We start from the raw sequence: 26,861 nt of genomic DNA on the forward strand, positions 1-26,861 counted from the left end.
AAAGCCCGCGGCATCGGCCGCGGGCCTGGGGATTTAGCGAGCGATAACCGGCGCAGCGACGGGCGCGATCGCCTCATGCTTCGTCTGCGTACGTTGCGCGGCCTTGTGCACCATCGTGTAGGCGTAGTCCACACCCATGCCGTACGCGCCCGAGTGTTCCTTGACGATTTCCATCACGGCATCGTACGAATCGCGGCGGGCCCAGTCGCGCTGCCATTCCAGCAGCACTTGCTGCCACGTCACCGGCACCACGCCGGCCTGGATCATGCGTTGCATGGCCATGTCGTGCGCTTCCTTCGACGTGCCGCCCGACGCGTCGGAAACCATGTAGATCTCGTACTCGCCTTCCAGCATGGCGCATAGGGCGAAGGTGGTGTTGCAGACTTCGGTCCACAGGCCCGCCACGATCACCTTCTTGCGGCCATTGGCAGCGAGCTGGTCGCGCACCTTCTGGTCATCCCACGAATTCATCGAGGTGCGTTCCAGCACTTTCTTTTCCGGGAAGACATCGAGCAATTCGGGGTAGGTATAGCCGGAGAACGACTCGGTTTCGACGGTGGTGATGATGGTCGGAATGTCGAACGCCTTGGCGCCCTTGGCCAGACCCACGACGTTGTTCTTGAGCGTCTGGCGGTCGATCGACTGCACGCCGAAGGCCATTTGCGGTTGGTGATCGATGAAGATGATCTGGCTGTTTTCGGGGGTCAGCACTTCGAGCTTGGCGGTGGTGTTGGTCATGTCAGTGTCCTTGAAGAAGTAGGTTTGGGGTGTTGCTTGCAGCGCGTTGCTGCGATGAACAGAACTATATTCTTCGGGACAATCTGGCGGTAGATGGCGATTTTTGACTTCATCGTTCTTTTTATGGAACGATGGTGTAAGGCTTGTGTTGCGACAGGTGGGCTGCAATGACCATTCAGAAACTGCACAGGGCAATCGGCTAACGCAATCGCCTTCGCCCGAGCGTCTTCCTGTCATTCGTTTGTTGCGGGCGCCGGTGGTTGTAAAAGCGTAAGCAGCCCCGTGGAACGCGGCCGGCATGCTGGATCGTCTAGAAGCGAGTCCAATTCATGCATTGTTCTTTCAACGTGCAGCCCACGCGTACGACCATGCCGTTTTGCTGTGGGCAGCGCGGGGTGATGAACTCCCGACGTTCTTACCGCTCGCACACGCCCGTGGGCATTGGCTCGCAATGCTTTCTTAGAGTTATCGAGCCGTCCACGTTCGCTGATCGCACCAAGGTATTAGATGCATATCTGATTTCCGAGCGGCTTCAGGCATTTAAAAAGCGCCGTAGACAAGAGACAAGGGGAGAGACATCCTTATCCGGCGCCAGTTCAATCGTTCCAACATGAAATTCTCGTTGGAATGTAGTGTCTGCAAGCCATCGAACAGATCCACCTCTTGGAATCAGGAGGTAGCTGGCCCAAGGACGTTCCTCTTGCCAAGTTAGGCTGTCCCGGTAAATGTGGGCCGACTGCATTGCGTCCAGGACGTTTCCTCTACTGGCGCGATACTTGGCATCCAGTACTAGAAAGCGCCTACTGTGCGAAGACTCGATTGTTAGCACAATGTCCGGCTCACGCTGGCGCGACAAACTTTTGAATCGCGATGTGGGCATTTGATCCCATGCGTGAAATGTGGGTTGAAGGTGAATAATTGCCGTGCCCCCACCTGCTTGACCGCGCATGCGCAGGGGTTCACGGTCAACGCCTTGCCCGGAAAACTGCCAGCCCGCGTCTGGGACGAGTTGCTTTAGTAGGTTGCATACTTGTAGAAAACACCATCGCTCGTAGATCTGCCAGGTTGGTCCTATCGGTAACGACTCCTCTCCATCCCCGCCAAGCACTCCCCTATTTAGAGATTTCCACGCCAACTGGAACGTTTGGGCGTAGTCCGGTTGCGCAGCAATTGCATTTAAGCCCGCCGCTGAAACCTCAAGTCGGGTTACGGCTTTAAAAACTGGCGCTCGCCTAACTTCCCGCAGCCGACTATCAAATTCAATCAAAATTTGGAGGCGACGGATGGCTCTAGCGCTCACATCCTGGTCCTGATCATTCAACATACGAGAGATTCGGTCGCGTAGCGCCGCCACTCTGGCTATCAAGCGATCGACCATGAAAGCGACTGTTCGGTTCGCCGCGTGGTCGTAAGTGTGTTGCACGTACTGTGCGGTCACGGGGGGAAGGGCTCCACACGTGCCCCGATCGGGACCCGACAACTCTGCGGCGAAAGGCGAACGCGAGAGTTCGAGCGCAGCTCTCACATCTAGTCGCCGCATCTGATGTGGGCGAACGACCCGCCGTTGCGATTGGAGTTTTAGTAAGGGTTGCGAGCAAACCACTCGCATTGACGATAGGCAGGGGCCGAGATAGCGCCTCAGGCGAGCATAAGCAACTTCCGTTGATACGGAATCCCCTTCCTGGTCGAAAAGAGGAAGCCCACCACCGTCCCCGAGGAGTAACGAGGGCATGGCGGCCAGAATTTCATGAACCATAAACATGAACTCAGATTGACTTAACTTTTCGCCAGAAGGCCCGACCTCTAAGCTGTAGGTGGCTATTGAGCGGCCCTTTTCGTCCAGTATTTCCGCATCAACCCTGCCGCCATAGAAACCAGGCATCCAACGCCAGGTCTGCTGAATTGGGTTTCGGGTCAGAGGAAGATCGTCCACTACGACGGAGGCATGGGGCGTCTCAGTACGAATTGAATAAGCTTCGCCCTCCACAAACCCCGTGGCAACGCAACCGGGATGGACTTGCCATGATTGCCCAGAAAGATCTTCAATCCAGAGCATTGACGTATCACCGCCAGAAGCGGGCGCTGCCCAAACGGCTTAAATCATCGTACAACTGCGTGACTTTGTCCTGCGCCATCGGCAACTGATAGTCGGCAAGTAGCGTCTTGGTTTCCGCCAATGCCGTACGAAAACGCTGACTGTCCTCACCTCTCAGCTTGGGAAGAATTTTGGCATAAATCGCGTGGTCAACCGCCGGCCAAAATTCGATGACCCCTCCAGCGAGCGCTGCCCGCACGTATCCGATCACATCGCCGATGGTTCGCCATCCGAAATGAAGCCGCGCTGGCCGTAACGCAGCACATAGCTGTTTCATCACGCGCTGAAGATTAACGACATGAGTGGGATCTAGGCCGGAACTTTCCCAACCAGGATACGCGTCCGTATTGATTTCCCAGAACTCAATAACCGATGCACGGTCCAGTACCTTGTCGCTCAAACCATGCGTTGTTTCGTCCATGTTGACGGTGCCAACAATCAGTAGGTTAGAAGGATATGCAACGCTCGATGGAATTTCATCGACATCCTCATCCTGAGCATGCAGATCTATCTGATCTCCCGTCTCCATCGCCGAAAGCAGCGGTGCCAAGTACTGCTCGGGGTGAGAAAGGTTCATCTCATCAAGCACGACAGTGTAGGGACGCTCAGGGTCACGAACCGCATCAAGCAGGAAGTTCAAGAAACTTGTTCGCACATACCGTTCTGTGTTTAGTGGATTTACGTATCCCAGCAACGGGCTCGGATCGTGCCAACCCGGCTGCACTGGCAATACGTAAACGCCGTCTGACGTCGCCGAGGAAGATTGCCCGCGCAACGCATGGCCATAGCTTCGAGCCAGTTGCGTCTTGCCGGAACCGCTCAAGCCGCTTAGCACGACGAAATGACGGCGCTCGTGACTCCACAGTGCGGCATCTAATTGCGCCACTAACGTCCTGTCGAAGACCAACGTTTCAGGAAACATCGCCATGATCTGGTCTACGCTCGGCCTCACAAGAGCGCGCAGCGGAAACTCTTGCTCCGGACTGCCTTCCTCGCTCGGCGTACGAGTCGCAGTCAGCACACCGGGCACCCAATGAATTCTCTCTGTCCACTCCCTGCCGCGAGAGGTTAGAGCCAACTTTTTATCGGCGGTGGCCTCAACAAGCTCCATTGCTCGCAACCAGCCTAACATTGCGGTGGGAGCAAAATTAGTCTTCCAGCCCGGATTGACCTGTTGAAGATCGGTGATCAAAGTCTTCTGCTCTCGAGGACCTTTGCCTAGCAATATCAGAAGATTGTCGAGACCGAGAATTTGCGTTAACAACCAATCTGAAACATCGTCGGGATCGCCAGACTCTAAGAACGCCATCCCTCGCGAGGTCAATGTCATTCTGTCGTTATCAGCTGCCAGCACTCCCCATTCTGCGATAAGCGCATTAATGTTCGTGTTCACGGAGCTTGGAGATAACTTCGGATTTACCGCGCGCACATGTTCGCGAAAATCCTCGCGCGAGCAGCCGTCCTTGACAAACTGCAGCATCGCCAGCACAGACGAGATGGAGCCTCCAATGGCAAGCATGCCCCGACGCCGACGCTCGGCAGGTAATGGGCGTAACTGGCCCTGGCCTGACACCTCTCCGGTGTCGATTGTGACCTCATCATCCGTCTGAATTCGGTCTCGCTTGAAAAGCAACCAAGGTAGCTTCATTCGCACCAAATCCAGCGGCTCATCCTGCAAAAATTCGATGCGTGACAAGACGCTATCGATTCGGTCCAGTATTCGCTGGTTGAGTAGCGCACGGCCATCTCTAAGATTGCCCACGCCCATACGCTTACCCAGATTATCTAGCACCTTCCCATCTGCCAGACTTGTAAAGTGCCGCGGCTGCAACGCCGCAAACACACGTGCCAGTTTGAGCCGAGGCACCCTTGAACCCTGGTGCTTTATTCGTTCTACCAGTTCGTCCCAAAGCCGTTGCAACTCCATGGTAAAGGCGCTCTTATCGAGCGCTTCGCTCAGGTTCCGAACCTCCCACAAGCGATTCACGATTGCGACATCCGACCAAAATGCGCGGGTCGATATGAATCCCTGCCCCGTCGCTGAAATTGCCTCGCTGTCCCACACGTTTCGTTGAAAGCTCTCAGAACGAAACACGCTTTCGTCAGCTTGCTGTACTGAGGAGATATGTTCAGCCAACGCCCGTGTCCAATTCCGATAATGTCGGTCATCTCGGTGGGCACCCAATACGTGATTGACTGCGGCGACCAAAGAATCGTCGTCTTGCAAATCCATGCGTAGTTCCTAAGATCAGACAAGCAATGAGCGGGGAGGAAACAGCGCTGACTGTTGCAAACAAGCTAGCGACAATCCCAATTGTAACAATACATTAGAGATTCTAGCTCACATAGAAGTTGCTGCAGACGAAATCACGGCGCACAAAAAAGCACATTGAACTTTGGCGGCGCCATATATCGAACGAGTGCTCGAACATCTAACGTAGCGGTGTTTCAGGAATACGAACGAACGCGTGGGAGCACGCCCAGCCGTTCGTCCTGTCGATGGCTGGCGAATGTTGGCGAGGTACAGGCGCACGTTGCGTCACACTTAAAACGTGTACTTCGCCGTCAGCAAGAACGACCGCGGCGCGCCGAAGTGGTTGTTGTCCTGGGTGCTGCCGATCGCCTGGTAGTAATACTTGTCGAGCAGGTTATAGACGTTCAGGCGCAGATCCAGATTTGGTGAGGCCCGATACGCCACCACCGCATCCCACACGCTATACCCCGGCTGGCGCACGTTATACGCGGGCACACTGATCGCGCTTTGCACACGAACCGCCCCCCCCACTCGCCACGCATTCAGCGCGCCCGGCAATGTGTACATGGTCGAGAGCTTGAACAGATGACGCGGAGTCTGCGTGTCGTAGGGCGCGCCCGCCCGGAGGCTGCCCGAATCCTCCAGGTACTTGGACTGGTTGTAGGTATAGCCGGCAGCCACCTGCCAGCCCGGCGTGAGTGCGCCCGCCACTTCAAACTCCACCCCCCGGCTTTGCACCTTGCCCGACGGCGCATAGCATTCGATCACCCCCGGGCTGCACGCGGACGTGGCCAGCGCGACCGGTCGGTTGCGCTGTCGGATCTGGAACACCGCCGCGCTGGCGTTGAGCCGTCCGTCGTAGTACGCCCCCTTGATTCCGGCCTCCAGATTGGTGCCGATGACCGGGTCCAGCGGCGCGCCGCTGGTTGACTGGCTGCTCTGCGGCTGGAACACGCTGGTCCAGCTGGTGTAGACGGAATGGTGGCGGTCCAGGTCGTAGATCAGGCCCGCGTAGGGTGTCAGCTCGTGCTTGACCTTATAGTCCGCAGGCGGGCTGACGTAGTCGCCGGACTTCAGCGTCATGTCGTACTCATACCAGTCCAACCGAGCGCCCAGGATTAGCGTCAGCGGGTCGGCAAGGCTCAGGCGGGTGGTGGCGTAGCCGCTCATCTGGCGCTGGTATCCCTTGCGCGACCAGGGGTAGACGAACGCGGGTTTCTCCACGGCGCTGGAGTTCCAGTGTTCCGGGTCGACCGTCATGTTGTAGTCCAACGGCCACCCGCCGGGGCCGTCGTCGTCCTTGTTCTTCAGGAAGCTGCCGCCCAACACCAATTCATGCGTGCGCCCCAGCAGCGAGAAGGGGCCGCTCAGGTAGCCGTCCACGCTGTACTGGGTTTTGTCATAGGCATACTGGCCCAGGCCCTGCCCGAAGAACGTCGAGTCTTCCAGCGGGTACAGATAACTGCCCAGCATGTTCATCCTGGCGCGCAACGTGCGGGCGGTGAGCTTGCCGGACCAGCCGTTCTCGAAACGGTGGTCGAGCTCGGCGAAGAAGCTGGTGTTTTCCTTGTTCCAATAGGCCCAGTCCGGCGACAAGCGGATCGAGCGATTGAAGTCGTAGAAGCTGCCGTCTCGGCGCGTGGGCAGCCCATTCCAGTCCGCGCCCGGGTTGTCCTCGCGGTTGTAGTAGCCGCCGACGCTGAGCGTGGTGTTTGCCGTGAGATCGGCTTCGATGGTGCCGTAGAAGAGCTGGCGCTGGTGCTCGTAGGCCTTCTTGAAGGTATTGGAATCCTGATACGCCACCACACCCCGGGCGCGCAGTGTGCCGGCCTCGTTCAGCGGGCCCGAGCCGTCGACCTCGCCCCGGTAATTGTCCCAGCTGCCGGCGCTCGCCGTCACCGAGAACTGCGGCACCGCCGTGGCGCGCTTGCGCACCAGGTTGATCGTGCCCGAGGGATTGCCGGCCCCCGTCATCATCCCGGCCGCGCCGCGCAGCACCTCGACGTGATCGTACATAGCCAACGTCGCCACGCCCTGCGTGTCGTAGTCGTAGCCCAGCGGCACCCCATCAGCCAGGAACGAACTGATCTCGAACCCGCGAGAGAAGAACTGCGTGCGTTCCCCGCCGCCGATCTGGCGCGTGGTCAGCCCGGTCGTGTCGCGCGCCACATCGTCCAGCGACTGAAACCCCCGGTCCTCGATCTGCTGGCGCGTCACCACGCTGACCGACTGCGGCGTCTCGCGCGGAGACAGCGCGAACTTGGACGCCGTGGCCATGACCGTCGTGGTGTAGGAATGGGTGCCTTCCGTCACGCCCAGCGTGTCCGCTTCCACCGACACCGGCGCCAGCGTCGTCGTGTTAGCCGGGGCTACCGACAGGCTGCCGTCCGGCGTACGCCGCAGCTCCAGCCCACTTCCGGCCAGGGCGCGAGCGGTGGCTTCTTCTAAGGACATCCGGCCAGAGACGGCCGGCGCGGACTTGCCCGCCACAAGATCCGCCCGAAACGAGATCACCGCGCCCGCGATGCGCGCGATCTGGGTCAGCGTCACATCCAGCCGGCCCGCAGGCAAATCGTATTGGCGCAGCGCCTGGGCATGGGCGGTGCAGGCGGCGGCTGCGATGACGCAGGCGGCCGGAAACCTCAGGGAAAGCATGGATCACTCCGTGGTTGCGTGAGTACGCGTTCCCTGTATGTGCATCGGCACCATCAAAAAAACACCCGGCGCGTGAAATAGTCAGGCCAGATCGATCATCACGTACCAGCGGCTCACCCGCTGCATCCGGATCGGCAAGGTATTCCTCAGCGCCTCCAGCGCCCGGTCGCCATCGTCCAGCGGAAACAGCCCCGTCACGCGCAGCCGCGCCGCCTGCGGCGACATCCGCAGCCAGCCCGCCCGGTAACGGGCCAGCGCATCCACCACGGTTTGCAGGGGCTCGTCATGGACTTCCAACTCGCCGTTCTGCCAAGCGGCGGCGTGTGCCTGACCGTTCTGCACCGCATCCACCTGCCGCGCATCGAACCACACGCTCTGCCCCGGCGCCAGGGGCTGGCGCACGCCTGCTAGCGTGGTCACCACGGCGGTCCCGCTCAATGCCAGGCAGAAACTGCGCCCGGCAGCGCAGCGCACCATGACGCGCCCCTGGGCAAGCCTGACCTCGCCTTGCGGCAGCCGCAGCTGCAACTCCTGGCTGCCCCCCAACTCAAAAATCGCCGCCCCGGCCGACACGCGTACCACGTGCGGCCCCTCCCACGACGCCGCGCTGCGCGCATCCAGCTCCATGGTGTTGCCGTCCGGCAAAGCCACCCGCCGGCGCTCACCGGTGCGGGTGACATAGCCCGCCGCCAGAGATTGCAACGGCACATAGCGGTCCGCCACGCCCGCTCCCAGCAGCAGCGCCCCGCCCGCCAGCGCCAGCTTCCCCAGCCGCCGGCGCTGCGCCAGCTGCGGCCCCACCAGCGAACGCCGCAGCGCATCGCCGTCGGCCAGCAGCCCTGGCCGCAGCGCATGCAACGTACCATTGAGCGCTGCGTTCAGCCGCTGCCACGCCGCGCCATGGCCCGGGCTCTCCGCCAGCCATCGTTCAAACGCCGCGCGGTCTGCATCGCTGGCCTGCCCGCTGGACAAGCAGACCTGCCACTCGATCGCCGCCTCGCGGGTGCGCGCATCCAAGGCCGTCATACCCAAAACACCTCGCAGCAACGGTTCAAGGCCTGCACGATGTACTTGCGCACCATGGTCGGCGATACCTTCAGCCGCGCCGCAATTTCCACATGCGTCATCCCATCGAGCTGGCTATACAGAAACGCCATCCTGGCTTTGGCAGACAGCCCCTCGAGCGCCACATCCAGCGCCTGCAAGGCTTGCAGGGTCTGCACCCGCTCCTCGGCCGACGGCTCCAGCGGCTCCGGCTGCAACCGCAACGTCTCCAGCCAGGCCTGCTCCAGCTCGCGCCGCCGCCACAGCCGCCACGTAATGCGCCGGGCGATCGTGACCAGCATGGCCCGCGGCTCGTTTAGCTGCTCCAACGCTGGCAGGCAAAGCAACTGCGTAAACGTCTCGCCCGCCACGTCCTCCGCGTCCTCGCGGTTGCGCAGGCCATTGCGCAGCCGCCGCTCCAGCCACGGGTGGTCATTCTTATAAATGGTGGAAAACCGGCTATCGCGTGTCGAGGCCACGGGCTGCGCTATAAACAAATAGGAATCGTTATCAATTATTGCATAGCGCGCGCCGCTGTTTCCAGTCCCACCCCCTGTTCCTGCGAAAACTCCCCGCCACGGTACGACTCGGCAATCTCAGCAAACGCTCGCGTGAGCTGGGGATGCATGTAGTCGAGGCTGGCGTCGACGATGCCGCACGTAGTTAGGCAAAGCAACCTTGAGGCACGCGCGATCGACTTTATTTGTCGTTTTCATGCTGAGCAAATCCACGTGCCAAATGTGAACAGGGCCGCGTATACGCGGCCCTGTTCACATTTGGATAAGCGCTGCGCAGCGCTACCGCATCACTCCACCGTCACGCTCTTAGCCAGGTTCCGCGGCTTATCCACATCCGTCCCCCGCGCGCATGCCGTGTGATACGACAGCAACTGCAGCGGCACCGTGTGCAGAATCGGCGACAGCTTGCCGTAGTGTTCGGGCATACGGATCACGTGCATGCCTTCGGCGCTCTGGATCTTGCTGTCGGCGTCGGCAAACACATACAGCTCGCCGCCGCGCGCGCGCACTTCCTGCATGTTGGACTTCAGCTTTTCCAGCAGCTCGTCCTTGGGCGCGATGGTGACGACCGGCATGTGCTCGGTGACCAGCGCCAGCGGACCGTGCTTCAGCTCACCCGCCGGGTAGGCTTCGGCGTGGATGTAGCTGATTTCCTTGAGCTTGAGCGCGCCTTCCAGCGCGATCGGGTAGTGCATGCCGCGACCCAGGAACAGCGCGTTTTCCTTGGACGCGAAACGATCGGCCCAGGCCATGATCTGCGGTTCCAGCGCCAGCACCGAACCGATGGCGGACGGCAGGTGGCGCAGGGCCTTCAGGTGCTCGGCTTCCTGCTCATGCGTGAGCTTGCCGCGCGTCTGCGCCAGCGCGAGCGTCAAGAGGAACAGCGCAGTGAGCTGGGTGGTGAAGGCCTTGGTCGAGGCCACGCCGATTTCGACGCCGGCGCGCGTGATGTACGACAGCTTGCACTCGCGCACCATGGCGCTGGTGGACACGTTGCAGATGGTCAGCGTGTTTTCCATGCCCAGCGAGCGCGCGTGCTTCAGCGCGGCCAGCGTGTCGGCGGTTTCGCCTGACTGCGAGATCGTCACGACCAGCGAGCGCGGGTTCGGCACGCTGTCGCGGTAGCGGTATTCGCTGGCGATTTCGACGTTGACCGGGATCTTGGCGATGGATTCGATCCAGTACTTGGCGGTCAGGCCGGCATAGTAGCTGGTGCCGCAGGCCAGGATCAGCAGGGAATCGACTTCCTTGAAGATCTTGTAGGCCTCGTCGCCAAAGAGTTCGGGCGTGATGGACTCGATGTCCTGAAGGGTGTCGCCGACCGCGCGCGGCTGCTCGAAGATTTCCTTCTGCATGTAGTGGCGATAGGGGCCCAGCTCGGCGGCGCCCGTGTGCACGTGCACGGTATGCACTTCGCGATCGACGTTCTTGCCGGCGGCATCCACAATCCAGACGCGCGAGAGCTGCAGGTCGACGACGTCGCCGTCTTCCAGGTAGATGATCTGGTCGGTCGTGCCGGCCAACGCCAGCGCGTCGGACGCAAGGAAGTTCTCGTTCTGGCCCACGCCCACCACCAGCGGCGAGCCTTGGCGCGCGCCGACCACACGGTGCGGTTCGTCGCGGCAGAACACGGCAATGGCGTAGGCGCCATGCAGGCGGCGCACGGCGTTCTGCACCGTTTCGAAGAGGTCGCCCGAGTACAGGTGATTCACCAGGTGCGCGATGACCTCGGTGTCGGTCTGGCTTTCGAAGACGTAGCCGACGGCTTGCAGCTCGGCGCGCAGTTCGTCGTGGTTTTCAATGATGCCGTTGTGAACGAGCGCGATGCGCGGCTCGTCGTTGCCCAGGTGCGAGAAGTGCGGGTGGGCGTTGTGCGTGGCGGGCACGCCGTGCGTGGCCCAGCGGGTGTGGGCGATGCCGGTGAAGCCTTGGATCTTGTCCTGCGCAACCTGGTCGGCCAGCTCGGCCACGCGCTGCGTGCTGCGCGTGCGGCGCAGATGGCCGTCGGCGTAGACGGCGACGCCGCAGGAGTCATAGCCGCGGTATTCCAGGCGCTTCAGGCCTTCAACGAGGATCGGGGTGATGTCGCGCTGGGCGACGGCGCCAACAATGCCGCACATAGGAGTGACTCCGGGTAAGTTCAGTACCGACGCATTGTGCGCGACCCTTAAAGAAATTTGATTTCTTTATATGCGCCAATCTGGCAGTTAATTCCCTTACACAAATGTGATTAAATTATCTTTCGCCAAGATCGATACTTTGAATTAATCATGCAAAACACGTCCATTCCCCTGCCTGAACTGGATGATCTGGACCGGCGCATTCTTGAACAGTTACAAGAAGACAGTTCGCTGACCAACCAGGATCTGGCCGCGCGGGTGCACGCCTCGCCCCCGACCTGCCTGCGGCGGGTGCGGCGATTGGTGGAAGAAGGGGTGATCGACCGGCAGGTGGCCATCCTGTCGGCCGAGAAGCTGGGCAGCACGCTGACGGCGATTGTGGAGATCACGCTGGACGTGCAGGCGGCTGAAAGCCTGGATGCATTCGAGCAAAGCATGCTGACGGAGCCGGCGGTGCTGCAGTGCTACCGCGTATCGCCCGGTCCGGATTTTGTGGTGATCGCGCAGGTGAAGGACATGCCGGCGTATCACGCGCTGGTGCACCGCGCCTTCACCGCGCAGGCCAACGTGCGCAACGTGCGCACGTTTTTCTCTGTGCATCGCGCCAAGTTCGAGACGCGGATTGATGTGCGGGGGTGAAGTGCCGGCATAAGGTGCGGCTATCAACAGCCGCAGAGAAACGCGGCAGATGAAGCGGCCTACTTCCGCCCCACCAACCGCTCAAACTGCGCCAGATACCGGTTCCCCATCTTCTGCACGTCGTGCTCATTGCGCACGTACTCATACGCACGTTCGGTGACCTCGTGCCGGAACGCCGCATCATCCAGGCAGCGCGCCATGCCGGCCGCCATGGCCTGATGATCGCCCACGGCGCATAGCACGCCGCGGCCGTCGGCCAGGCTTTCCTTCAAGCCGCCGGCGTCGGTGGAAACAACAGGCACACGTTGCAGGAAGGCGTCGAGCACACTGCTGCCCAGCGCTTCTTCCTCGGAGCTCATGACGAAGACGTCGAGGATGCTGTAGAAGTCTTCCACGCCCTTGCGAAAGCCGGCAAAGCGGTAGACGTCTTCGATGCCGAGCTTGCGGGCCTCGTCCTTGGCCTGCTGTTCGCGGTCGCCGCCGGCGCCGAAATGCAGGAAGACGAAGTCGCGGCGCGTCTTGGCCAGTTCGCCGACAGCGCGCACCAGCGTAACGGGGTCCTTGTCGCGGATGAGGGCGGCGGAGGTCGCCATGACCTTCTTGCCCTCAAGGTCGAACTCGCGCACCAGGTTGGCGACGTTCTCAGTGTTGATCTGATGCGGTTCGACGGCGCTGCGGATGATGACGGGTTCGATGCCCAGGCGGCGCGGTTCGCCGGCGGCCATCTCGCTGATCGCCACAAACAGATCCGTGTGGCGCCACTTGTACCCGGTCTTCCATTCGTCGCCCGGCTTGACGACAAACGACGTGCGGCGCGAGAACACGACCGGCCGGCGGTGCAGCCATTTGGTCAGCACGGCCCACGTGATGGTGTTGGCGGTCTGCGCGTGGATGATGTCGTAGCGGCCGGCGCCGGCCAGAAACGCGAGCTGTCCGGGCACGTTGCGCACGGTGTGGGCGACGAATCCTTCCTGGCGGGCGCGCTCGGCCAGCGGCGCGCCTTCGCGGCACATCACTTCGACGTCATGCCCGGCCTTGCGGAACGCGCGCATGCAATACAGCGTCTGGCGCTCGCCGCCGCGCCAGCCTTTCTCGAAGTTCAGTTGCAGGATCTTCATGCGCGGCCGATGCCTGAATACTCGAAGCCCAGGCCGCGCACGTCGGCCGGCGTGTACAGGTTGCGGCCGTCGATGATGAGCGGCGTCTTGAGCAGGGCCTTGACGCGATCGAAGTCGGGCGCGCGGAAGACCTTCCATTCGGTGGCGATGAGCAGGGCGTCCGCGCCGTCCAGCGCGTCGTACATGTCGGTGGCGAAGCTGACGCCCTGATGGCCAGCCAGCGCGCGGCCGGCTTCGTGCATGGCCACCGGATCGTAGGCGCGCACCTCGGCGCCGCGGCGCGTGAGTTCGGCGATGACGGTCAGGCTGGGCGCTTCGCGCATGTCGTCGGTGTTGGGCTTGAAGGACAGGCCCCACAACGCAATCTTGCGGCCGCGCAGGTCTTCGCCGAAGCGCTCGACCAGTTTCTCGGACAGGCGGAATTTCTGCGCGTGGTTCGCGGCTTCGGCGGCTTCGATGACGCGCATCGGCAGGCCGTGCTCGGACGCCGTGTTGACCAGCGCCTGCACGTCCTTCGGAAAGCACGAGCCGCCGTAGCCCGCGCCGGGATACAGGAAGTGATAGCCGATGCGCGGATCGGCGCCGATGCCGCGGCGCACCTGTTCGACGTCGGCGCCCAGGACTTCGGCCAGGTTCGCCATCTCGTTCATGAACGAGATGCGCGTGGCCAGCATGGCGTTGGCGGCGTATTTGGTCAGTTCGGCGGAGCGCACGTCCATCACCATCAGGCGGTCGTGCGTGCGCTGGAAGGGCTCGTAGATGCGGCGCATGACGCCGATCGTGTAGTCGTCGTCGGCGCCGACGATGACGCGGTCGGGGCTCATGAAGTCGTTGATGGCCGCGCCTTCCTTCAGGAATTCCGGATTGGACGCCACCGTGAACGGCAGGTCCACGCCGCGCTCGGCCAGTTCCTTGGCGACCACGGCGCGCACCTTGTCGGCCGTGCCGACGGGCACCGTGGACTTGTCCACGATCAGCTTGCGCGAGGTCATGTGGCGGGCGATATTCTGCGCGGCGGCCAGCACGTACTTGAGGTCCGCGGAACCGTCTTCGCCGGGCGGGGTGCCCACGGCGATGAACTGGACGTCGCCAAACGCCACGCTCTGGGCGACGTCATCAGTGAAATGCAGCCGGCCGGCCTGCACGTTGCGGCGCACCAGGTCTTCGAGGCCCGGCTCGTAAATGGGAATGCCGCCCTGGCGCAGAAGCGCGATCTTGGCCGCGTCCACGTCCAGGCACATGACATCGTTGCCCATGTCGGCCAGGCACGCTCCCGACACCAATCCTACGTAACCGGTACCCACGACCGTGATTTTCATGCCTGTGCGCCTTCAAATAGGTAATCTTTGCGCCCGGAAAGTGAAACCGGGCGCCGGCCGCCATTATAGAAGCGGCCCGCGCCCGAGGGTCCGAGCGGGTTCAAGCCGGCGCCAGCGGCTGCTAAGTCCGCAGCTTGTTGAAGCGGACGGTGTTGACCACCACGGCCAGCGCCGCGCACACCGTGCCCAGCACAAGCGCCAGTCCCGGCCCGTGGGCCGCGCTGACACTGAAGGCAATGGCCACCAGCGCGGTGCCGAAGCTCTGCCCGAAAACCCGGGTGGTGGCCTGCAAGCCGCCCGCCGCGCCGCTGCGCAGCCGGGGCGCGGCAGAGAGCAGCGCGCGGTTGTTCGGCGTCTGGAAGAAACCGAAGCCCACGCCCGCCACGAACATGCCGGCGATGACCGGCCAGTTCGACACCGTGGACGGCAGGAGCGCCAGCCAAAGCATGCCCGCGACCATCGTGGCCGCGCCAATGCCACTGAGTGTGGCGGCGGAATAGCGGTCGGAGAGGCGTCCAGCCAGCGGCGCGATGATGGCCGTGCCGACCGGCCACGCGCCCATCAGCATGCCCACTTCCAGATACGGCCGGCCAAGCACCTGCTGGAAGTAGAACGGCAGCGACACATACGAGGCCATCTGCGCGGCGAAGGTGCACGCCGACGCGCCCACCGCGAACGCCAGCGGCCGGATGCGCAGCAGGTCCACCGGCACCAGCGGCGCGGTCTGCTGGCTGGCGCGTCGCACCAGCACAATACCCGCCACCGCTGAAATCGCGACCAGACCGATGCCGCGCAGCAGATCCTCGCCCATCATGTCCACGCCGGAGATGAACACGCCCAGCGTCGCCATGCAGAGCAGCGCGCTGATCCAGTCCAGCTTCACATCGTTGCGCGGCACTTCGGGCAGATGGCGCAGGCCAAACATGGCAAGCGCGCAGATCGGCAGGTTGACGGCAAAGATCCACGGCCACGGCGCGACGGACAGAATCGCCGAGCCGATGGTGGGGCCCAGGACCGACATCACCGCCACCGTGGTGGCGTTGATGCTGATGCCCCGCCCCAGCATCTTGAGCGGATAGATGTTGCGCACCAGCCCGCCGAACATGCACATGAGCGTGGCGGCGCCCAGCCCCTGGAACACGCGCGCGGCGGTCAATTGCCACAGCGTGCCGGCCAGCGCGCAGCCTAGCGAGGCCAGTGTGAACAGCACCAGTCCGAACGTGAACATGCGGCGAAAGCCGATGCGCTCGGCCAGCGCGGACAGCGGCAACAGCGCCATCACGACGGCCAGGTTATAGGCGTTGACGATCCACACCGCCTGCGCGGGCAGCGCGTTCAGATCCTTGGCGATCGTGGGCAGCGCCACGTTGGCGATGGTGGTGTCCAGCACCGACAGGCTGATGCCCGTCATCACGGTGGCCGCCGCCCAGTACCGGCGCGGCGCCGGCAGGCCGTCGGGCGGCGCGGGCTTGACCCCGCCGCCCGCGGCCGCTTCCTGTTCCTGCGTCACGACTTCTTGACCGGGCGCTGCCATCCGTCGACGGTGACCTGCTTGGGACGCGACACCGTCAGCTTGTCGGCCGGTGCGTCGCGCGTGAGGGTGGTGCCGGCGCCCAGCGTGGCGCCGCGGCCCACGCGCACGGGCGCGACGAGCTGCGTGTCAGAGCCGATGAAAGCGTCGTCTTCGATGACGGTGCGGTGCTTGTTCACGCCGTCGTAGTTGCAGGTGATGGTGCCCGCGCCCACGTTCACGCGCGCGCCGATGTCGGCATCGCCGATGTAGGCCAGGTGGTTCGCCTTGCTGTCAGCGCCCAGCACGCTTTTCTTGATCTCGACAAAGTTGCCGACGTGGCTGCGGTCGCCCAGTTCGGCGCCGGGACGCAGGCGGGCATAAGGACCCACGCGCGCATCGCGGCCGACTTCGGCCTGCTGCAGGTGGCTGAAGGCTTCGATCTGCGTGCCCGCACCGACGCTGACATCACGCAGCACGCAATGCGGGCCCACGCGCACGCCGTCGGCCAGCGAGACCTGGCCTTCGAACACGCAGCCCACGTCGATGAACACGTCGCGGCCGCAGGTGAGCGTGCCACGCACGTCAAAGCGCGCCGGGTCGGCCAGCGTGACGCCGGCTTCGAGCTGGCGGCGGGCCTGCTCGGCCTGCCAGCGGCGCTCCAGTTCGGCCTGCTGCACGCGGCTGTTCACGCCCAGCGTTTCCCAGCCGGCGCCCGGTTGGGCCGCCCCCACGGGCACGTCGTCGACCACGGCCAGCCCAACCACGTCGGTCAGGTAGTACTCGCCCTGGGCGTTGTTGTTGTCGATGCGGGTCAGCCAGTTCTTCAGCTTCGCGGTGGGCGCGCTGAGAATACCGGTGTTCACTTCCTTGATCTCGCGCTCGGCGTCGGATGCGTCCTTGTGTTCGACGATGCGGCACACGTTGCCGTTGGCGTCGCGCACGATGCGGCCGTAGCCGGTGGAATCGGCCAGCACTTCGGTCAGCACGGCGGCGCCCTGGCCGCGCGCGTCCAGCAAACGCTGCAGCGTTTCGGGCTGCACCAGCGGCACGTCGCCATACAGCACCAGCGTGACGTCGTCCTTGCCGTCGCCTTCCAGCAGCAGCGGCACGGCCTGTTGCACGGCGTGACCCGTGCCCTGTTGCGGTTGTTGCAGCACGAAGTGCAGGTCCGGCTGGCCTTCAAACGCCTGCTTGACGCGTTCAGCGCCATGGCCGACCACCACAATGATGCGCGCGGGCTTCAGTTGGCGCGCGCTGTCCAGCACGTGCGACAGCATGGGTTTGCCGGCCAGCGTGTGCAGCACTTTGGGAAGGTCGGACTGCATGCGTTTACCCAGTCCGGCGGCAAGAATCACAACATTAAGCATAGGTTCCAGTAGGTTGAGAGACGGGCGGGCGGCCTTGCGGCCTACCCGCGTGTCGATTGAAGGATGGGTTCAGGGCTTGCCGTCGGCAGGCCCATTTTTCTTGGCGGTCTTGGCCGTGCGCTTGGCGGCGGCCGGCTTGCGCGCGGCGGCGGGTTTGGCGGACGGCTTTCCGGTCTTGGCGTCCGGCTGGGCCGACGCCTTGGGGGCCTCGGAGTCGGACTTGGACTTGGACTTTGCGGCGTCCGGCGCGCCTGCTGCGCCCGGTGCGCCGGCCGGCATGGATGCAGCGGTAGCCGCTGCGATCTGATTGAACTGCTGCTGCAGCAGGTCCCACCACGCCTTGGACGCCGACTGCGCCGCGGCGCCCATCTGTTCGCTCATGGCGGCGGCCGATTCCGGTCCGCTCCCGGCCGATGCGCCCGCGCCTTCCGGTTGAGCACCCGACTGCGCGGCGCCGTTTTCCTTTTCACTTGAAGGGGTCGCATTGCTGGACTGCGCAGAAGCGGCACTGGCAGACCCCGCCGTTTTTGGCGCCGGCTTCAACCCCAGCGCAACTTCCAGCGGCGACGCCGCGGCGCCGTCCTGGCTTGCGCCCATATCCATACGCGATGCGCTGTCCACGAAGGCGCGCAAGGTGCTGATGGTGGAGCGCTGCACTTCCATGCCCTGGATGGTGCTCGAGAGCATGCTGAGATTCATGCGCAGCCAGTTTTCCACCGAGCGAAGCTCGGCGATGCGGCGGTCCAGGTCTTCCAAATTCATCGGCGGGGCCATGGGCAGGCTGCTGGCGAGGCCGCCGGGACCGGTCAACCCGGCCCACGCCTGACGCATCATCTCCATGCTGGCCAGCAGCGGGTTGCCCGACAAATCAGAGCTCTGGCCCATGCCGGGCAGGACGAACGGGTTGTTGTATTGGTCGCTCATTCCAGGTGTCTCCATAGTCGGGTGCTTGCTGCCGGCGGCCGGGGTCACCCGGGCAGCAGTTGATTGTTCTCCACGCGCACGTGGTCGCCGGAGGCGAACGCGAACGGCTGCGCGCTGCGGAACTGGCGCGTGCTGCCGTCATTCATGCGCACCGTGAGTTCATAGTGCGTCACTGTTTGTTGCTGTCTGATATTACGCTCAACTTCACGGCCTGCCAAAGCACCGCCGACCGCGCCCAGCACCGTCAGCGCCGTCTTGCCGTTGCCTCCGCCAAACTGATTACCCACAACGCCGCCGGCCACGCCGCCCGCGATGGTGCCGACCAGATGGTTGCTGTCGTCCTTGGTGGGCACCTGCACCTGGCGGATGGTCTGGACCACGCCGCAGGTCGCGCAGGCCTGCTGCGCCGGCGCTGCGGCCGCACGCTGGGGCTGGGCGGGTTGCGATGGCTGCGATTGCTGCGCCTGATGCATCTGGCCGGCGGGCCTGCCCGCGCCCGGCGGTGCGGTATTCGCGGCGGTGGGCGGTTCAGCAGCCGGCGCCGGCGCCAGGTTGGCGTCCTCGGGCCCGGCCTCGGCGACGGCGGCCTCCGCGTGCGGATTGGCCGACGGCGACGGCAGCCAGCCCAGCACGGCAGCGACGCCTACCGAACACATGACGATGACGGCGATCGCCGCGGCGGCAAGCAGCGGATGCAAGCCGCGGCGCGGCGACGCGGAAGAGGTCGAGGTATTCATGACGATGCTCCATCGTAACTAACCGGCAGTGGTATAGCACCCGCGCGCGGTTTCGGCATGTTGCGATGGTGACCCTTCATTGCAGGGCAGATGGAGGGTGGACAGGGTGGGGCATTCGTGGACAATAGGCCCCATGGATTCGATCACGCTGACCCAACTGGAACAGGCAATCAACTACTGGCGCAACACGTCGCCATCAGTGGGAGAAGAGTCTCGCCTGTGCCCCGAGGCGGCCGCGCTGGCCACCCCTTATGCGCTGATGATCATCAGCCATCAACGCGAAATCGCCGCCGCCGAACTCGGCGATAAAGCGCGCGCGGCGCGGGCGGCCTGGGCGGCTGCAAAGGCCTGAGCAGGCTGGCGGCCAGTTCCGCCGCAATCGACCCCGCCGTTATCCCTTGAGCAGCGCCTGGATGTCATGCGTCAGGGCGTCAACCCCGACATTGTTGTTGACCAGCACGCGCGACTCGCCCTTGCCGTCCAGCAGGTAGAACGCGGCCGTGTGGTCCATCGTGTAGTTGCCGTCCTTGGTGGGCGCCTTGGCGTAATACGCCTTGAACGACGCCGCCGCCTTCTTCACCTGGTCCGGCGTGCCGGTCAGCCCCAGGAACCGCGGATCAAATGCCGTGACGTACTGCTTGAGCACCTCGGGCGTATCACGCTCAGGGTCCACCGAAATCAGCAGCACCTGCACGCGATCGGCGTCCGGACCCAGCTTTTTCATGACTTCGGTCAGTTCGGCCAGCGACGTGGGGCACACGTCTGGACACTGCGTGAAACCGAAGAACACGACCACGACCTTGCCGGAAAAGTCCGACAGCTGGCGCATCTTGCCGTTGTGATCGGGCAGTTCCATGGCGCGGCCCAACTGCGTGCCGCTGATGTCGCTGCCCTTGAACACGGGTTTGCTTTCGCCGCAGGCAGCCAGGGCGGCGGCGACGGCGGCAGCTGCGCCCAGTCGCAGGGCCAGCCGGCGGCTGGCGGAAAACACGGACATCAACAACCTCCAGGGGATCAGCGCAACAGGCCGACCCAGTGGTCCACCAGCAGCGCGCCAAACAGCAGCGCCAGGTAGAGAATGGAAAAACGGAACATGCTGCGGGCCAGCTCGTCGCTGTACGCGCGGTACAGGCGCCAGGCGTAGGACACGAACATGCCGCCCAGCACCAGGGCGGACAGCAGATAGAGTTCGCCGCTCATGCGGATGGCGTAGGGCAACAGCGTGGTCGCCATCAGGGCCAGGCTATACAACAGGATGTGCAGCCGGGTGAACTGGTTGCCGTGCGTCACCGGCAGCATGGGCAGGCCGGCCTTGGCGTAATCGTGATTGCGATAGAGCGCCAGCGCCCAGAAGTGCGGCGGGGTCCAGATGAAGATGATGAGGACCAGCACCCAGGCCTCGGCCGGCACCGAGTCCGCAACGGCGGCCCAGCCCAGCGCGGGCGGCATTGCGCCCGACAGGCCGCCGATCACGATGTTCTGCGGCGTGCGCGGCTTGAGGATGATGGTGTAGATGATGGCGTAGCCCACGAACGTGGCGAACGTCAGCCACATGGTCAGCGGGTTGACCATGTTGTAGAGCACGAACATGCCCGCGCCGCCCAACAGGCCCGACAGGCTCAGCACCTGGAATGCCGAAATGGTGCCGCGCGCCGTGGCCCGGCGCGCGGTGCGCAGCATGCGGGCGTCGACTTCCTGTTCGATCAGACAGTTGATGGCGAACGCGGCAGCGGCCAGCAGCCAGATGCCGATCGTGCCGAACAGCACACGGCGCATGTCGGGAATGCCGGGCGCCGCGAGGAACATGCCGATCACGGCGCAAAACACCGCCAGCTGCGTAACGCGCGGCTTGGTGAGAACGAGGTACTGGCGGAGCAATCCGGATTGAGGAGCGGCAAGACTGGTCATAGTGGACCTCATTTTAAACGCGCACCAAATTGGGGTCGTACCGCCCCACCGGCTCGCGGCCGGCCGACGCCAGCCGCACCATCAAAACCACCGCCGCCAGCGTCAGTCCCGCAGCGCCCCCATTGTGCAGCACGGCGATCAGCAGCGGCCACTGGAAGAAGATGGTGGTCAGTCCCGTGAAGAGCTGCGCGGCCAACAGGGCCAGCATCAGCGTGGCCGGGCCGCGCAGGCCGGGCTCGGCGGCGCGCAGCCGCCACGCCAGGATGCCCAGGTAGACGAACACCACGAAAGCGAAATTGCGGTGCACCCAGTGAATCGCCGTCAGCGCGGGCTGCGAGATCATTTCGCCGGAAGGCAGCTCGCCCAGGCCCCGGATGACGGAATAGCCGCCGTGGAAGTCCATTTCCGGCACCCACACCCCGTGGCAGGTGGGAAAGTCCATGCAGGCGAGCGCCGCATAGTTGGTGCTGACCCAGCCGCCCAAGGTGACCTGCACCAGCAGAAGTCCGAATCCGACCGCCACCCACGGTTTCCAGCGCACGGCCTGCGCGCTCACCGGGAGATGCGGACGCTCGCGCGAAGACAGCCAGGTCATCAGCGCCAGCACCGACAGGCCAAAGACCAGATGGGCCGTCACGACAGCGGGCATGAGCTTGTGGGTCACGGTCCAGGCGCCGAACGCACCCTGCACGCACACGGCGACCAGCGTCGTGATGGCCAGCGCGGGCGAACGGCCCAGTTCGCGGCGATAGCGCCACGCCATGTAGACGATGCCGATGATGAGCATGCCCAGGATGGCGCCGACATAGCGGTGGATCATCTCGATCCAGGCCTTGGACAACGTCACCGGCCCGAAGGGCATGGCCTGCGAGGCCTCGTGGATGTCGCCCATCGCGCCGATCGGCGTGACGCTGCCGTAGCAGCCGGGCCAATCCGGACAGCCCAGGCCGGAATCCGTCAGGCGCACGAAGGCGCCGAACATGATGAGGTCCAGCGTCAGGAACCAGGTAAAGAAGACGAGCTTGCGATAACGCGCTTTGATGCGTTCCATATTCAAATCAAAAACCTACATTCAACCAATGCGCGAGTTATAGACGAGCTTGCTGATGTCCTTGCGCACCCGCACGCCATCCGCCTCGGCGGGATACTGCATCATCAGGTTGCCCAGCGGATCGATCACCCAGATCGGATCCTGCAGGCCGGGCTGGCCGGCGGCCGTGTCGCGCGCCAGGAGGAACCGCGCCAGCTGATCCGGATCCACGCGCACCATCACCGTGCCCTTGTAGGCCTCCAGCACCTTGTCCGGCACCACCGCGTCATCCGTGATGAACCAGACGCGCGCCAGGCGATCCACGTTCTTGCCCTGGCTGGCGTGGCTGTTGCGCGTGATGAACAGCTTGCGCGCGCAGCTTTCGGGGCAGGCCGCGCCGTCGGCGGCCACCAGCAGCCATTTGCCCTTCAGGCTTTCCAGATCGAAGGGCTTGCCGTCCAGCGTGGTCAGACGCAGTTCGGACGCCGCGGGCATGGGCCGTTGGGGCGACAGCAGCGTACCGTAATTGCTGGAATCGGTGGGCCACCACTGCGGGTTCAGGTAGACCACGAACGCCGCCACGATGGGCGCCAGCGAGCACAGGAACACCAGCACCATGGGCGTCAGCGAACGCTTGACTGCAGGCTTGTTGGTTGGAATGTCGCGAGCCACTTTTTATCCTGGATTAGCGTTGGTCATCTGCGCGCACGCATGCGCGCCTGGGCCTGCTGGTCCACGCGCTGGCGTGAGCGGCGGATGGCGCCCCCCAGCACCACCAGCCATGCAATGGCGGCAATTGCGCCAAAAGCGAACCACTGTACCGCGTACGACGTGTTCTGCTGGAAATCGACAGAGGGCTGGGGCCAGTCGCGCACCAGGCCATCATCGGCCTGGCCGCCTTGGCTCAGCACCGTAGGCAAAAAATTCAGTCCGGTCGCGCGGGCATAGGCGTCCAGCGGCAGGTTCTGCACCTGCGGCACCGTGCCGCCCGCCACCGGCAGCGCCGCGGGCAGGGTGGAGGTTTCCGCGCCGCTCAGCGACCACAGCTCGAACATGCGCGGCACGCGGACCGACAGCTCGCCCTGCACGGTCTGCACGCCCTCGGGCGTGGCCGGCAGTTGCGGCTCGCCCTGGCCCTGGATGACGCGCGGCAGCCAGCCCCGCAGCACCAGCACCGCGCGATTCGTGGCCGCGTCCAGCAGCAGCGGCGTGGCCAGCCAGTAGCCCGGCCGGCCTTCATGGTTGCGATTGTCCAGCAGTACACTGAATTGCGGCAGCCACGTGCCGCTTGCTTGCGCCACGCGCCAGGGCGTCATGTCGGCGGGCGGCGTTGACGGCGTCAACGCCAGCGGCGCTTGCTTGCGGCCCGCTTCGATCGAGGCCAGAATGGCGCGTCGCTCATCGCTGCGGCGCAACTGCCATTGCCCCAGCGACACCAGGACCATCACGGCCAGGCCAAGCAGCAATAAGGCGGCTACCGTGTAGCGGGTGGAATGCGGTCGGGACATCTGTCGTTGCTGAATCTGAATAGTCGGGAGACCACAATGCGCGTTTTCGTCGTTCTGGCCTTCATCGGGATACTGGCCAGTCTGGCATCCGCCCTGGTCTACCTGATGCGGGACAAAGGTACCACCAACCGCACGGTCAACGCGCTGACGGTCCGCATCGGCCTGTCGGTCGCCCTGTTCCTGTTCGTGCTGTTCGCCCATCACATGGGCTGGATCGAAAGCACCGGTTTTAGATAGGCCGCGCGGGTCCCGGTTCCCCGGGTCCTGCACCGCATTGCCGGCGCGCCCCTCCAAATAGCCTGAAAGCGCGATGGATGCCGGCTTGCCGCCCAGCCATCCCTTCGCGCTTTCCCGTGCTGCAACCGCAGCCGGCGCCGCCGGCCGCGATCAGAACCACGACGTCAGAACCAGTACACGAACAGGTACAGGCCCAGCCACACCACGTCGACAAAGTGCCAGTACCAGGCCGCGCCTTCGAACCCGAAGTGATGGTCCGGCGTGAAATGGCCGCGGATCAGGCGGATCAGGATGACGGTGAGCATCGTGGCGCCCAGGATCACGTGGAACCCGTGAAAGCCGGTCAGCATGTAGAACAGCGACCCGTACGCGCCCGAGTTGAACTTGAGGTTCAGGTCCTGATAGGCATGGATGTACTCAAACGCCTGACAGGCCACGAACACAAAGCCCAGGATGACGGTGGCCGCCAGCCAGAACTTCGCCTTGCCGCGGTGGTTTTCACGCAGCGCATGGTGGGCGATGGTCAGCGTGACGCCGGAGCTCAGCAGCAGGGCCGTGTTGATCGTGGGCAGCCAGAAGGGCCCCACGGTCTGGAACGGTTCCACCACGCCAGCCGGACCAAGGTTCGGCCACGCGGCCTGGAAATCCGGCCACAGCATCAGGCGGTGGTCGATGTCGCCCAGCCACGGCGTCGTGATCGTGCGCGTGTACCAGAGCGCGCCAAAGAACGCCGCAAAGAACATGACCTCGGAGAAGATGAACCAGCTCATGCTCCAGCGGTACGAACCGTCGATGCGCTTGCTGTTCAGCCCGGTCTCGGACTCGTGGATGGCATCGCCGAACCAGTAATACATGACGATGACCACGCCGATGAACCCCACCAGCACGGACCACTTGCCCCAGTCCGCGCCGTTGACCCAGGCCGCGGCTCCCAGACCCATGAAGAGCAGTGCCACGGCCATGCGCACGGGATGGCCCGAGTCGGCGGGGACAAAGTAGTACGGTGCCTCTTTACCTTGAACCGAGTGGCTTGCACTCATGGCTTTCTCCCTGGTACAGATTTAGATTTAGGTAATTCAAGTCAGGCTGGATACGGCCCAACGAACAATTAAAACCAGCACAGTCACAAAGATTGCCGCTGCCAGCAGTCCGGCCACGATGACGTGAACCGGATTGAGCTTGGCGCTGTCCTCACGGTAGCCCGCGCCCTTGCGCACGCCGAAGAACCCCCACGCCACCGCCTTCATCGTCTGAAGGAAACTCAGCTTGCGCTGAGACGTTTCGCGAAGGTCGTCGCTCATGGCCCCGGCTCCTAGCCGACGGCCTTGCCGGTCAGCAAGGCCGAACCGCGGATCACCGTCCAGGCAAACACGGCAACGACGAAAACCAGAAGAACCAGTCCTGCGATCTTGTTACGGCGGCGCTGCTCGGGTGTCATTGCTGTGCTACCTGGAACATGGATAGGGATTTACTTCACTTCGGGCGGCGTTTCGAAGGTGTGGAACGGCGCGGGCGACGGCACCGTCCATTCCAGTCCTTCGGCGCCTTCCCACGGCTTGGCCGGGGCCGGTTCGCCCTTGCCCATGTAGCAGCGCAAGATCGCAACCAGGAAAATCAGTTGCGACAGGCCGAACCAGAACGCGCCGATGGTGGCGAGCTGATGGAACGTCGTGAACTGCGCGGCGTAGTCGGCGTAACGGCGCGGCATGCCGGCCAGACCCAGGAAGTGCATCGGGAAGAAGGTCACGTTGAACGAGATCAGCGTCGACCAGAAGTGCAGCTTGCCCAGCTTTTCGCTGTACATGCGGCCCGTCCACTTGGGCACCCAGTAGTAGGCGCCGGCAAACAGCGCGAACAGGGAACCGGCCACCAGCACGTAGTGGAAGTGCGCCACCACGTAATAGGTGTCGTGGACCTGGATGTCGATCGGGGCCACGGACAGGATCAGGCCCGTGAAGCCGCCCATCGTGAACACGAAGATGAAGCCGATGGAAAACAGCATCGGCGTCTCGAACGTCATGGAACCGCGCCACATCGTCGCGACCCAGTTGAACACCTTCACCCCGGTCGGGATGGAGATGAGCATGGTGGCGTACATGAAGTAGAGCTGACCGGTCACCGGCATGCCCGTCGTGAACATGTGGTGCGCCCACACGATGAACGACAGCACGGCGATGGAGGCGGTGGCGTACACCATCGAGGCGTAGCCGAAGAGCTTCTTGCGGGCGAACGCGGGCACGATGGCCGACACGATGCCGAACGCCGGCAAGATCATGATGTAGACCTCGGGGTGCCCGAAGAACCAGAACACGTGCTGGTACAGGACCGGGTCACCGCCGGCGGCGGCATTGAAGAAGCCCGTGCCGAAGTGACGGTCGGTCAGCACCATGGTGATGGCCGCGGCCAGCACCGGCATCACAGCCAGCAGCAGGAACGCCGTGATCAGCCAGGTCCAGCAGAACAGCGGCATCTTCATCAGCGTCAGGCCGGGCGCGCGCATGTTCAGGATGGTCACGATGATGTTGATCGCGCCCATGATGGACGACGCGCCCATGATGTGGATGGCGAAGATGGCCAGGTCCATGCCGGGGCCCATCTGCAGCGACAGCGGCGCGTACAGCGTCCAGCCCGCGGCGGTGGCGCCGCCCGGCACGAAGAACGAGGCGGTCAGCATGATCGCGGCGACCGGCAGCAGCCAGAAGCTGAAGTTGTTCATCCGCGCGAACGCCATATCGGATGCGCCGATCTGCATCGGAATCATCCAGTTCGCAAAGCCCACGAAGGCCGGCATGATCGCGCCGAACACCATGATCAGGCCGTGCATCGTGGTGAACTGGTTGAACAGCTCGGGGCGGAAGAACTGCAGGCCGGGCTCGAAGAGCTCGGTGCGCAGCAGAAGGGCGAGCGTGCCGCCCTCCAGAAGCATGACGAACGAGAAGATGAGATACATCGTCCCGATGTCTTTGTGGTTCGTTGCAAAAAGCCACCGGCGCCAGCCCGTGGGCACGCCGTGGTGGTGGTCATCGTGACCGTGGCCGTGGCCCGGCGACACGTGGTCTACAGTGACGCTGCTCATGATGGACTCCTTCCTGCTGAGTGCCAGCCCCGTTCAACGGGGCGGCAGGGTATCTCTGACT

At 63.6% G+C, this 26,861-nt stretch carries 25 protein-coding genes; 3 read left to right on the forward strand and 22 right to left on the reverse strand.

Annotated features, from left to right (window positions below):
* Positions 1–33 precede the first annotated feature (33 nt).
* The 7 genes from KW836_RS02320 to glmS form a co-directional block, all read right to left on the reverse strand.
* Positions 34–738: a hydrolase gene (locus KW836_RS02320; protein WP_105236975.1), complete on the reverse strand. Its 705-nt coding sequence runs from the start codon at positions 736–738 to the stop codon at positions 34–36.
* 532 nt (positions 739–1,270) lie between these two features.
* Positions 1,271–2,794, reverse strand: coding sequence for a DUF2357 domain-containing protein (locus tag KW836_RS28100; RefSeq protein WP_218342354.1), 1,524 nt, complete (start codon positions 2,792–2,794; stop codon positions 1,271–1,273).
* 7 nt (positions 2,795–2,801) lie between these two features.
* A complete protein-coding gene (locus KW836_RS02330) occupies positions 2,802–5,066 on the reverse strand; it encodes an McrB family protein (protein WP_218342355.1) in 2,265 nt (754 codons plus the stop codon).
* 312 nt (positions 5,067–5,378) lie between these two features.
* On the reverse strand, positions 5,379–7,742 hold the full coding sequence (locus tag KW836_RS02335) for a TonB-dependent siderophore receptor (protein ID WP_218342356.1): 2,364 nt from the start codon (positions 7,740–7,742) through the stop codon (positions 5,379–5,381).
* Between the two features lie 81 nt (positions 7,743–7,823).
* On the reverse strand, positions 7,824–8,768 hold the full coding sequence (locus KW836_RS28060) for a DUF4880 domain-containing protein (RefSeq protein ID WP_218342357.1): 945 nt from the start codon (positions 8,766–8,768) through the stop codon (positions 7,824–7,826).
* Positions 8,765–9,265: a sigma-70 family RNA polymerase sigma factor gene (locus KW836_RS02345; protein WP_239216436.1), complete on the reverse strand. Its 501-nt coding sequence runs from the start codon at positions 9,263–9,265 to the stop codon at positions 8,765–8,767. The genes KW836_RS28060 and KW836_RS02345 overlap by 4 nt, the downstream gene beginning before the upstream one ends.
* A gap of 326 nt (positions 9,266–9,591) precedes the next feature.
* A complete protein-coding gene (gene glmS, locus KW836_RS02350; RefSeq protein WP_218342358.1) occupies positions 9,592–11,424 on the reverse strand; it encodes a glutamine--fructose-6-phosphate transaminase (isomerizing) in 1,833 nt (610 codons plus the stop codon).
* Positions 11,425–11,574: 150 nt separating this feature from the next.
* Between glmS and KW836_RS02355 the strand changes: the two genes are divergently transcribed.
* Positions 11,575–12,063, forward strand: coding sequence for an Lrp/AsnC family transcriptional regulator (locus KW836_RS02355; RefSeq protein ID WP_175123873.1), 489 nt, complete (start codon positions 11,575–11,577; stop codon positions 12,061–12,063).
* Positions 12,064–12,122: 59 nt separating this feature from the next.
* Here KW836_RS02355 and KW836_RS02360 read toward each other — a convergent pair whose 3' ends face one another.
* The 6 genes from KW836_RS02360 to KW836_RS02385 form a co-directional block, all read right to left on the reverse strand.
* Positions 12,123–13,181, reverse strand: a complete 1,059-nt coding sequence (locus KW836_RS02360; RefSeq protein ID WP_175123874.1) for a glycosyltransferase family 4 protein — start codon at positions 13,179–13,181, stop codon at positions 12,123–12,125.
* Positions 13,178–14,500: a UDP-glucose/GDP-mannose dehydrogenase family protein gene (locus KW836_RS02365; RefSeq protein WP_218342359.1), complete on the reverse strand. Its 1,323-nt coding sequence runs from the start codon at positions 14,498–14,500 to the stop codon at positions 13,178–13,180. The genes KW836_RS02360 and KW836_RS02365 overlap by 4 nt, the downstream gene beginning before the upstream one ends.
* A gap of 121 nt (positions 14,501–14,621) precedes the next feature.
* Positions 14,622–16,010 (reverse strand): MFS transporter, encoded by a 1,389-nt coding sequence (locus KW836_RS02370; protein ID WP_370632972.1) that lies wholly within the window; start codon positions 16,008–16,010, stop codon positions 14,622–14,624.
* Positions 16,007–17,380, reverse strand: a complete 1,374-nt coding sequence (glmU, locus tag KW836_RS02375) for a bifunctional UDP-N-acetylglucosamine diphosphorylase/glucosamine-1-phosphate N-acetyltransferase GlmU (RefSeq protein ID WP_175137078.1) — start codon at positions 17,378–17,380, stop codon at positions 16,007–16,009. The genes KW836_RS02370 and glmU overlap by 4 nt, the downstream gene beginning before the upstream one ends.
* Before the next feature lie 69 nt (positions 17,381–17,449).
* Positions 17,450–18,304 carry a PhaM family polyhydroxyalkanoate granule multifunctional regulatory protein gene (locus tag KW836_RS02380; protein ID WP_218342361.1) on the reverse strand — a complete coding sequence of 285 codons (855 nt, stop codon included), beginning with the start codon at positions 18,302–18,304 and terminating at the stop codon, positions 17,450–17,452.
* A 44-nt stretch (positions 18,305–18,348) separates the two neighbouring features.
* Positions 18,349–19,041 (reverse strand): glycine zipper 2TM domain-containing protein, encoded by a 693-nt coding sequence (locus KW836_RS02385; protein ID WP_218342362.1) that lies wholly within the window; start codon positions 19,039–19,041, stop codon positions 18,349–18,351.
* A 133-nt stretch (positions 19,042–19,174) separates the two neighbouring features.
* Between KW836_RS02385 and KW836_RS02390 the strand changes: the two genes are divergently transcribed.
* Positions 19,175–19,393 (forward strand): DUF3717 domain-containing protein, encoded by a 219-nt coding sequence (locus KW836_RS02390; protein WP_218342363.1) that lies wholly within the window; start codon positions 19,175–19,177, stop codon positions 19,391–19,393.
* Between the two features lie 39 nt (positions 19,394–19,432).
* Here KW836_RS02390 and KW836_RS02395 read toward each other — a convergent pair whose 3' ends face one another.
* The 5 genes from KW836_RS02395 to KW836_RS02415 all read right to left on the reverse strand — a co-directional run bounded on the left by KW836_RS02395 (position 19,433) and on the right by KW836_RS02415 (position 23,487).
* Entirely contained in the window at positions 19,433–20,038 is a 606-nt protein-coding gene (locus KW836_RS02395) for an SCO family protein (protein ID WP_175137075.1), read from the reverse strand.
* 17 nt (positions 20,039–20,055) lie between these two features.
* A complete protein-coding gene (gene cyoE, locus KW836_RS02400; protein ID WP_175123882.1) occupies positions 20,056–20,949 on the reverse strand; it encodes a heme o synthase in 894 nt (297 codons plus the stop codon).
* 13 nt (positions 20,950–20,962) lie between these two features.
* Entirely contained in the window at positions 20,963–22,000 is a 1,038-nt protein-coding gene (locus KW836_RS02405) for a heme A synthase (RefSeq protein ID WP_175137074.1), read from the reverse strand.
* Positions 22,001–22,021: 21 nt separating this feature from the next.
* Positions 22,022–22,597: a hypothetical protein gene (locus KW836_RS02410; RefSeq protein ID WP_175123983.1), complete on the reverse strand. Its 576-nt coding sequence runs from the start codon at positions 22,595–22,597 to the stop codon at positions 22,022–22,024.
* A gap of 77 nt (positions 22,598–22,674) precedes the next feature.
* The gene (locus KW836_RS02415; RefSeq protein ID WP_175123884.1) at positions 22,675–23,487 is read right to left on the reverse strand and encodes an SURF1 family protein; all 813 of its coding nucleotides are present in this window, start codon (positions 23,485–23,487) and stop codon (positions 22,675–22,677) included.
* Positions 23,488–23,523: 36 nt separating this feature from the next.
* On the opposite strand from KW836_RS02415, the gene KW836_RS02420 reads away from it, so the two are divergent.
* A complete protein-coding gene (locus tag KW836_RS02420; protein WP_105236947.1) occupies positions 23,524–23,724 on the forward strand; it encodes a twin transmembrane helix small protein in 201 nt (66 codons plus the stop codon).
* Between the two features lie 164 nt (positions 23,725–23,888).
* Here KW836_RS02420 and KW836_RS02425 read toward each other — a convergent pair whose 3' ends face one another.
* Genes KW836_RS02425 through ctaD form a run of 4 tightly spaced genes read right to left on the reverse strand, consistent with a single transcriptional unit; the run spans position 23,889 to position 26,800 of the window.
* A complete protein-coding gene (locus tag KW836_RS02425; RefSeq protein ID WP_218342364.1) occupies positions 23,889–24,764 on the reverse strand; it encodes a cytochrome c oxidase subunit 3 in 876 nt (291 codons plus the stop codon).
* A 36-nt stretch (positions 24,765–24,800) separates the two neighbouring features.
* On the reverse strand, positions 24,801–25,025 hold the full coding sequence (locus KW836_RS02430) for a DUF2970 domain-containing protein (RefSeq protein WP_056565538.1): 225 nt from the start codon (positions 25,023–25,025) through the stop codon (positions 24,801–24,803).
* A gap of 11 nt (positions 25,026–25,036) precedes the next feature.
* Positions 25,037–25,162: a cytochrome oxidase small assembly protein gene (locus KW836_RS02435; protein ID WP_217467855.1), complete on the reverse strand. Its 126-nt coding sequence runs from the start codon at positions 25,160–25,162 to the stop codon at positions 25,037–25,039.
* Between the two features lie 30 nt (positions 25,163–25,192).
* Positions 25,193–26,800, reverse strand: coding sequence for a cytochrome c oxidase subunit I (ctaD, locus tag KW836_RS02440; protein WP_175123886.1), 1,608 nt, complete (start codon positions 26,798–26,800; stop codon positions 25,193–25,195).
* Positions 26,801–26,861 lie beyond the last annotated feature (61 nt).

The organism is Achromobacter sp. ACM05 (assembly GCF_019218915.1).
Taxonomy (GTDB): domain Bacteria; phylum Pseudomonadota; class Gammaproteobacteria; order Burkholderiales; family Burkholderiaceae_B; genus Achromobacter; species Achromobacter animicus.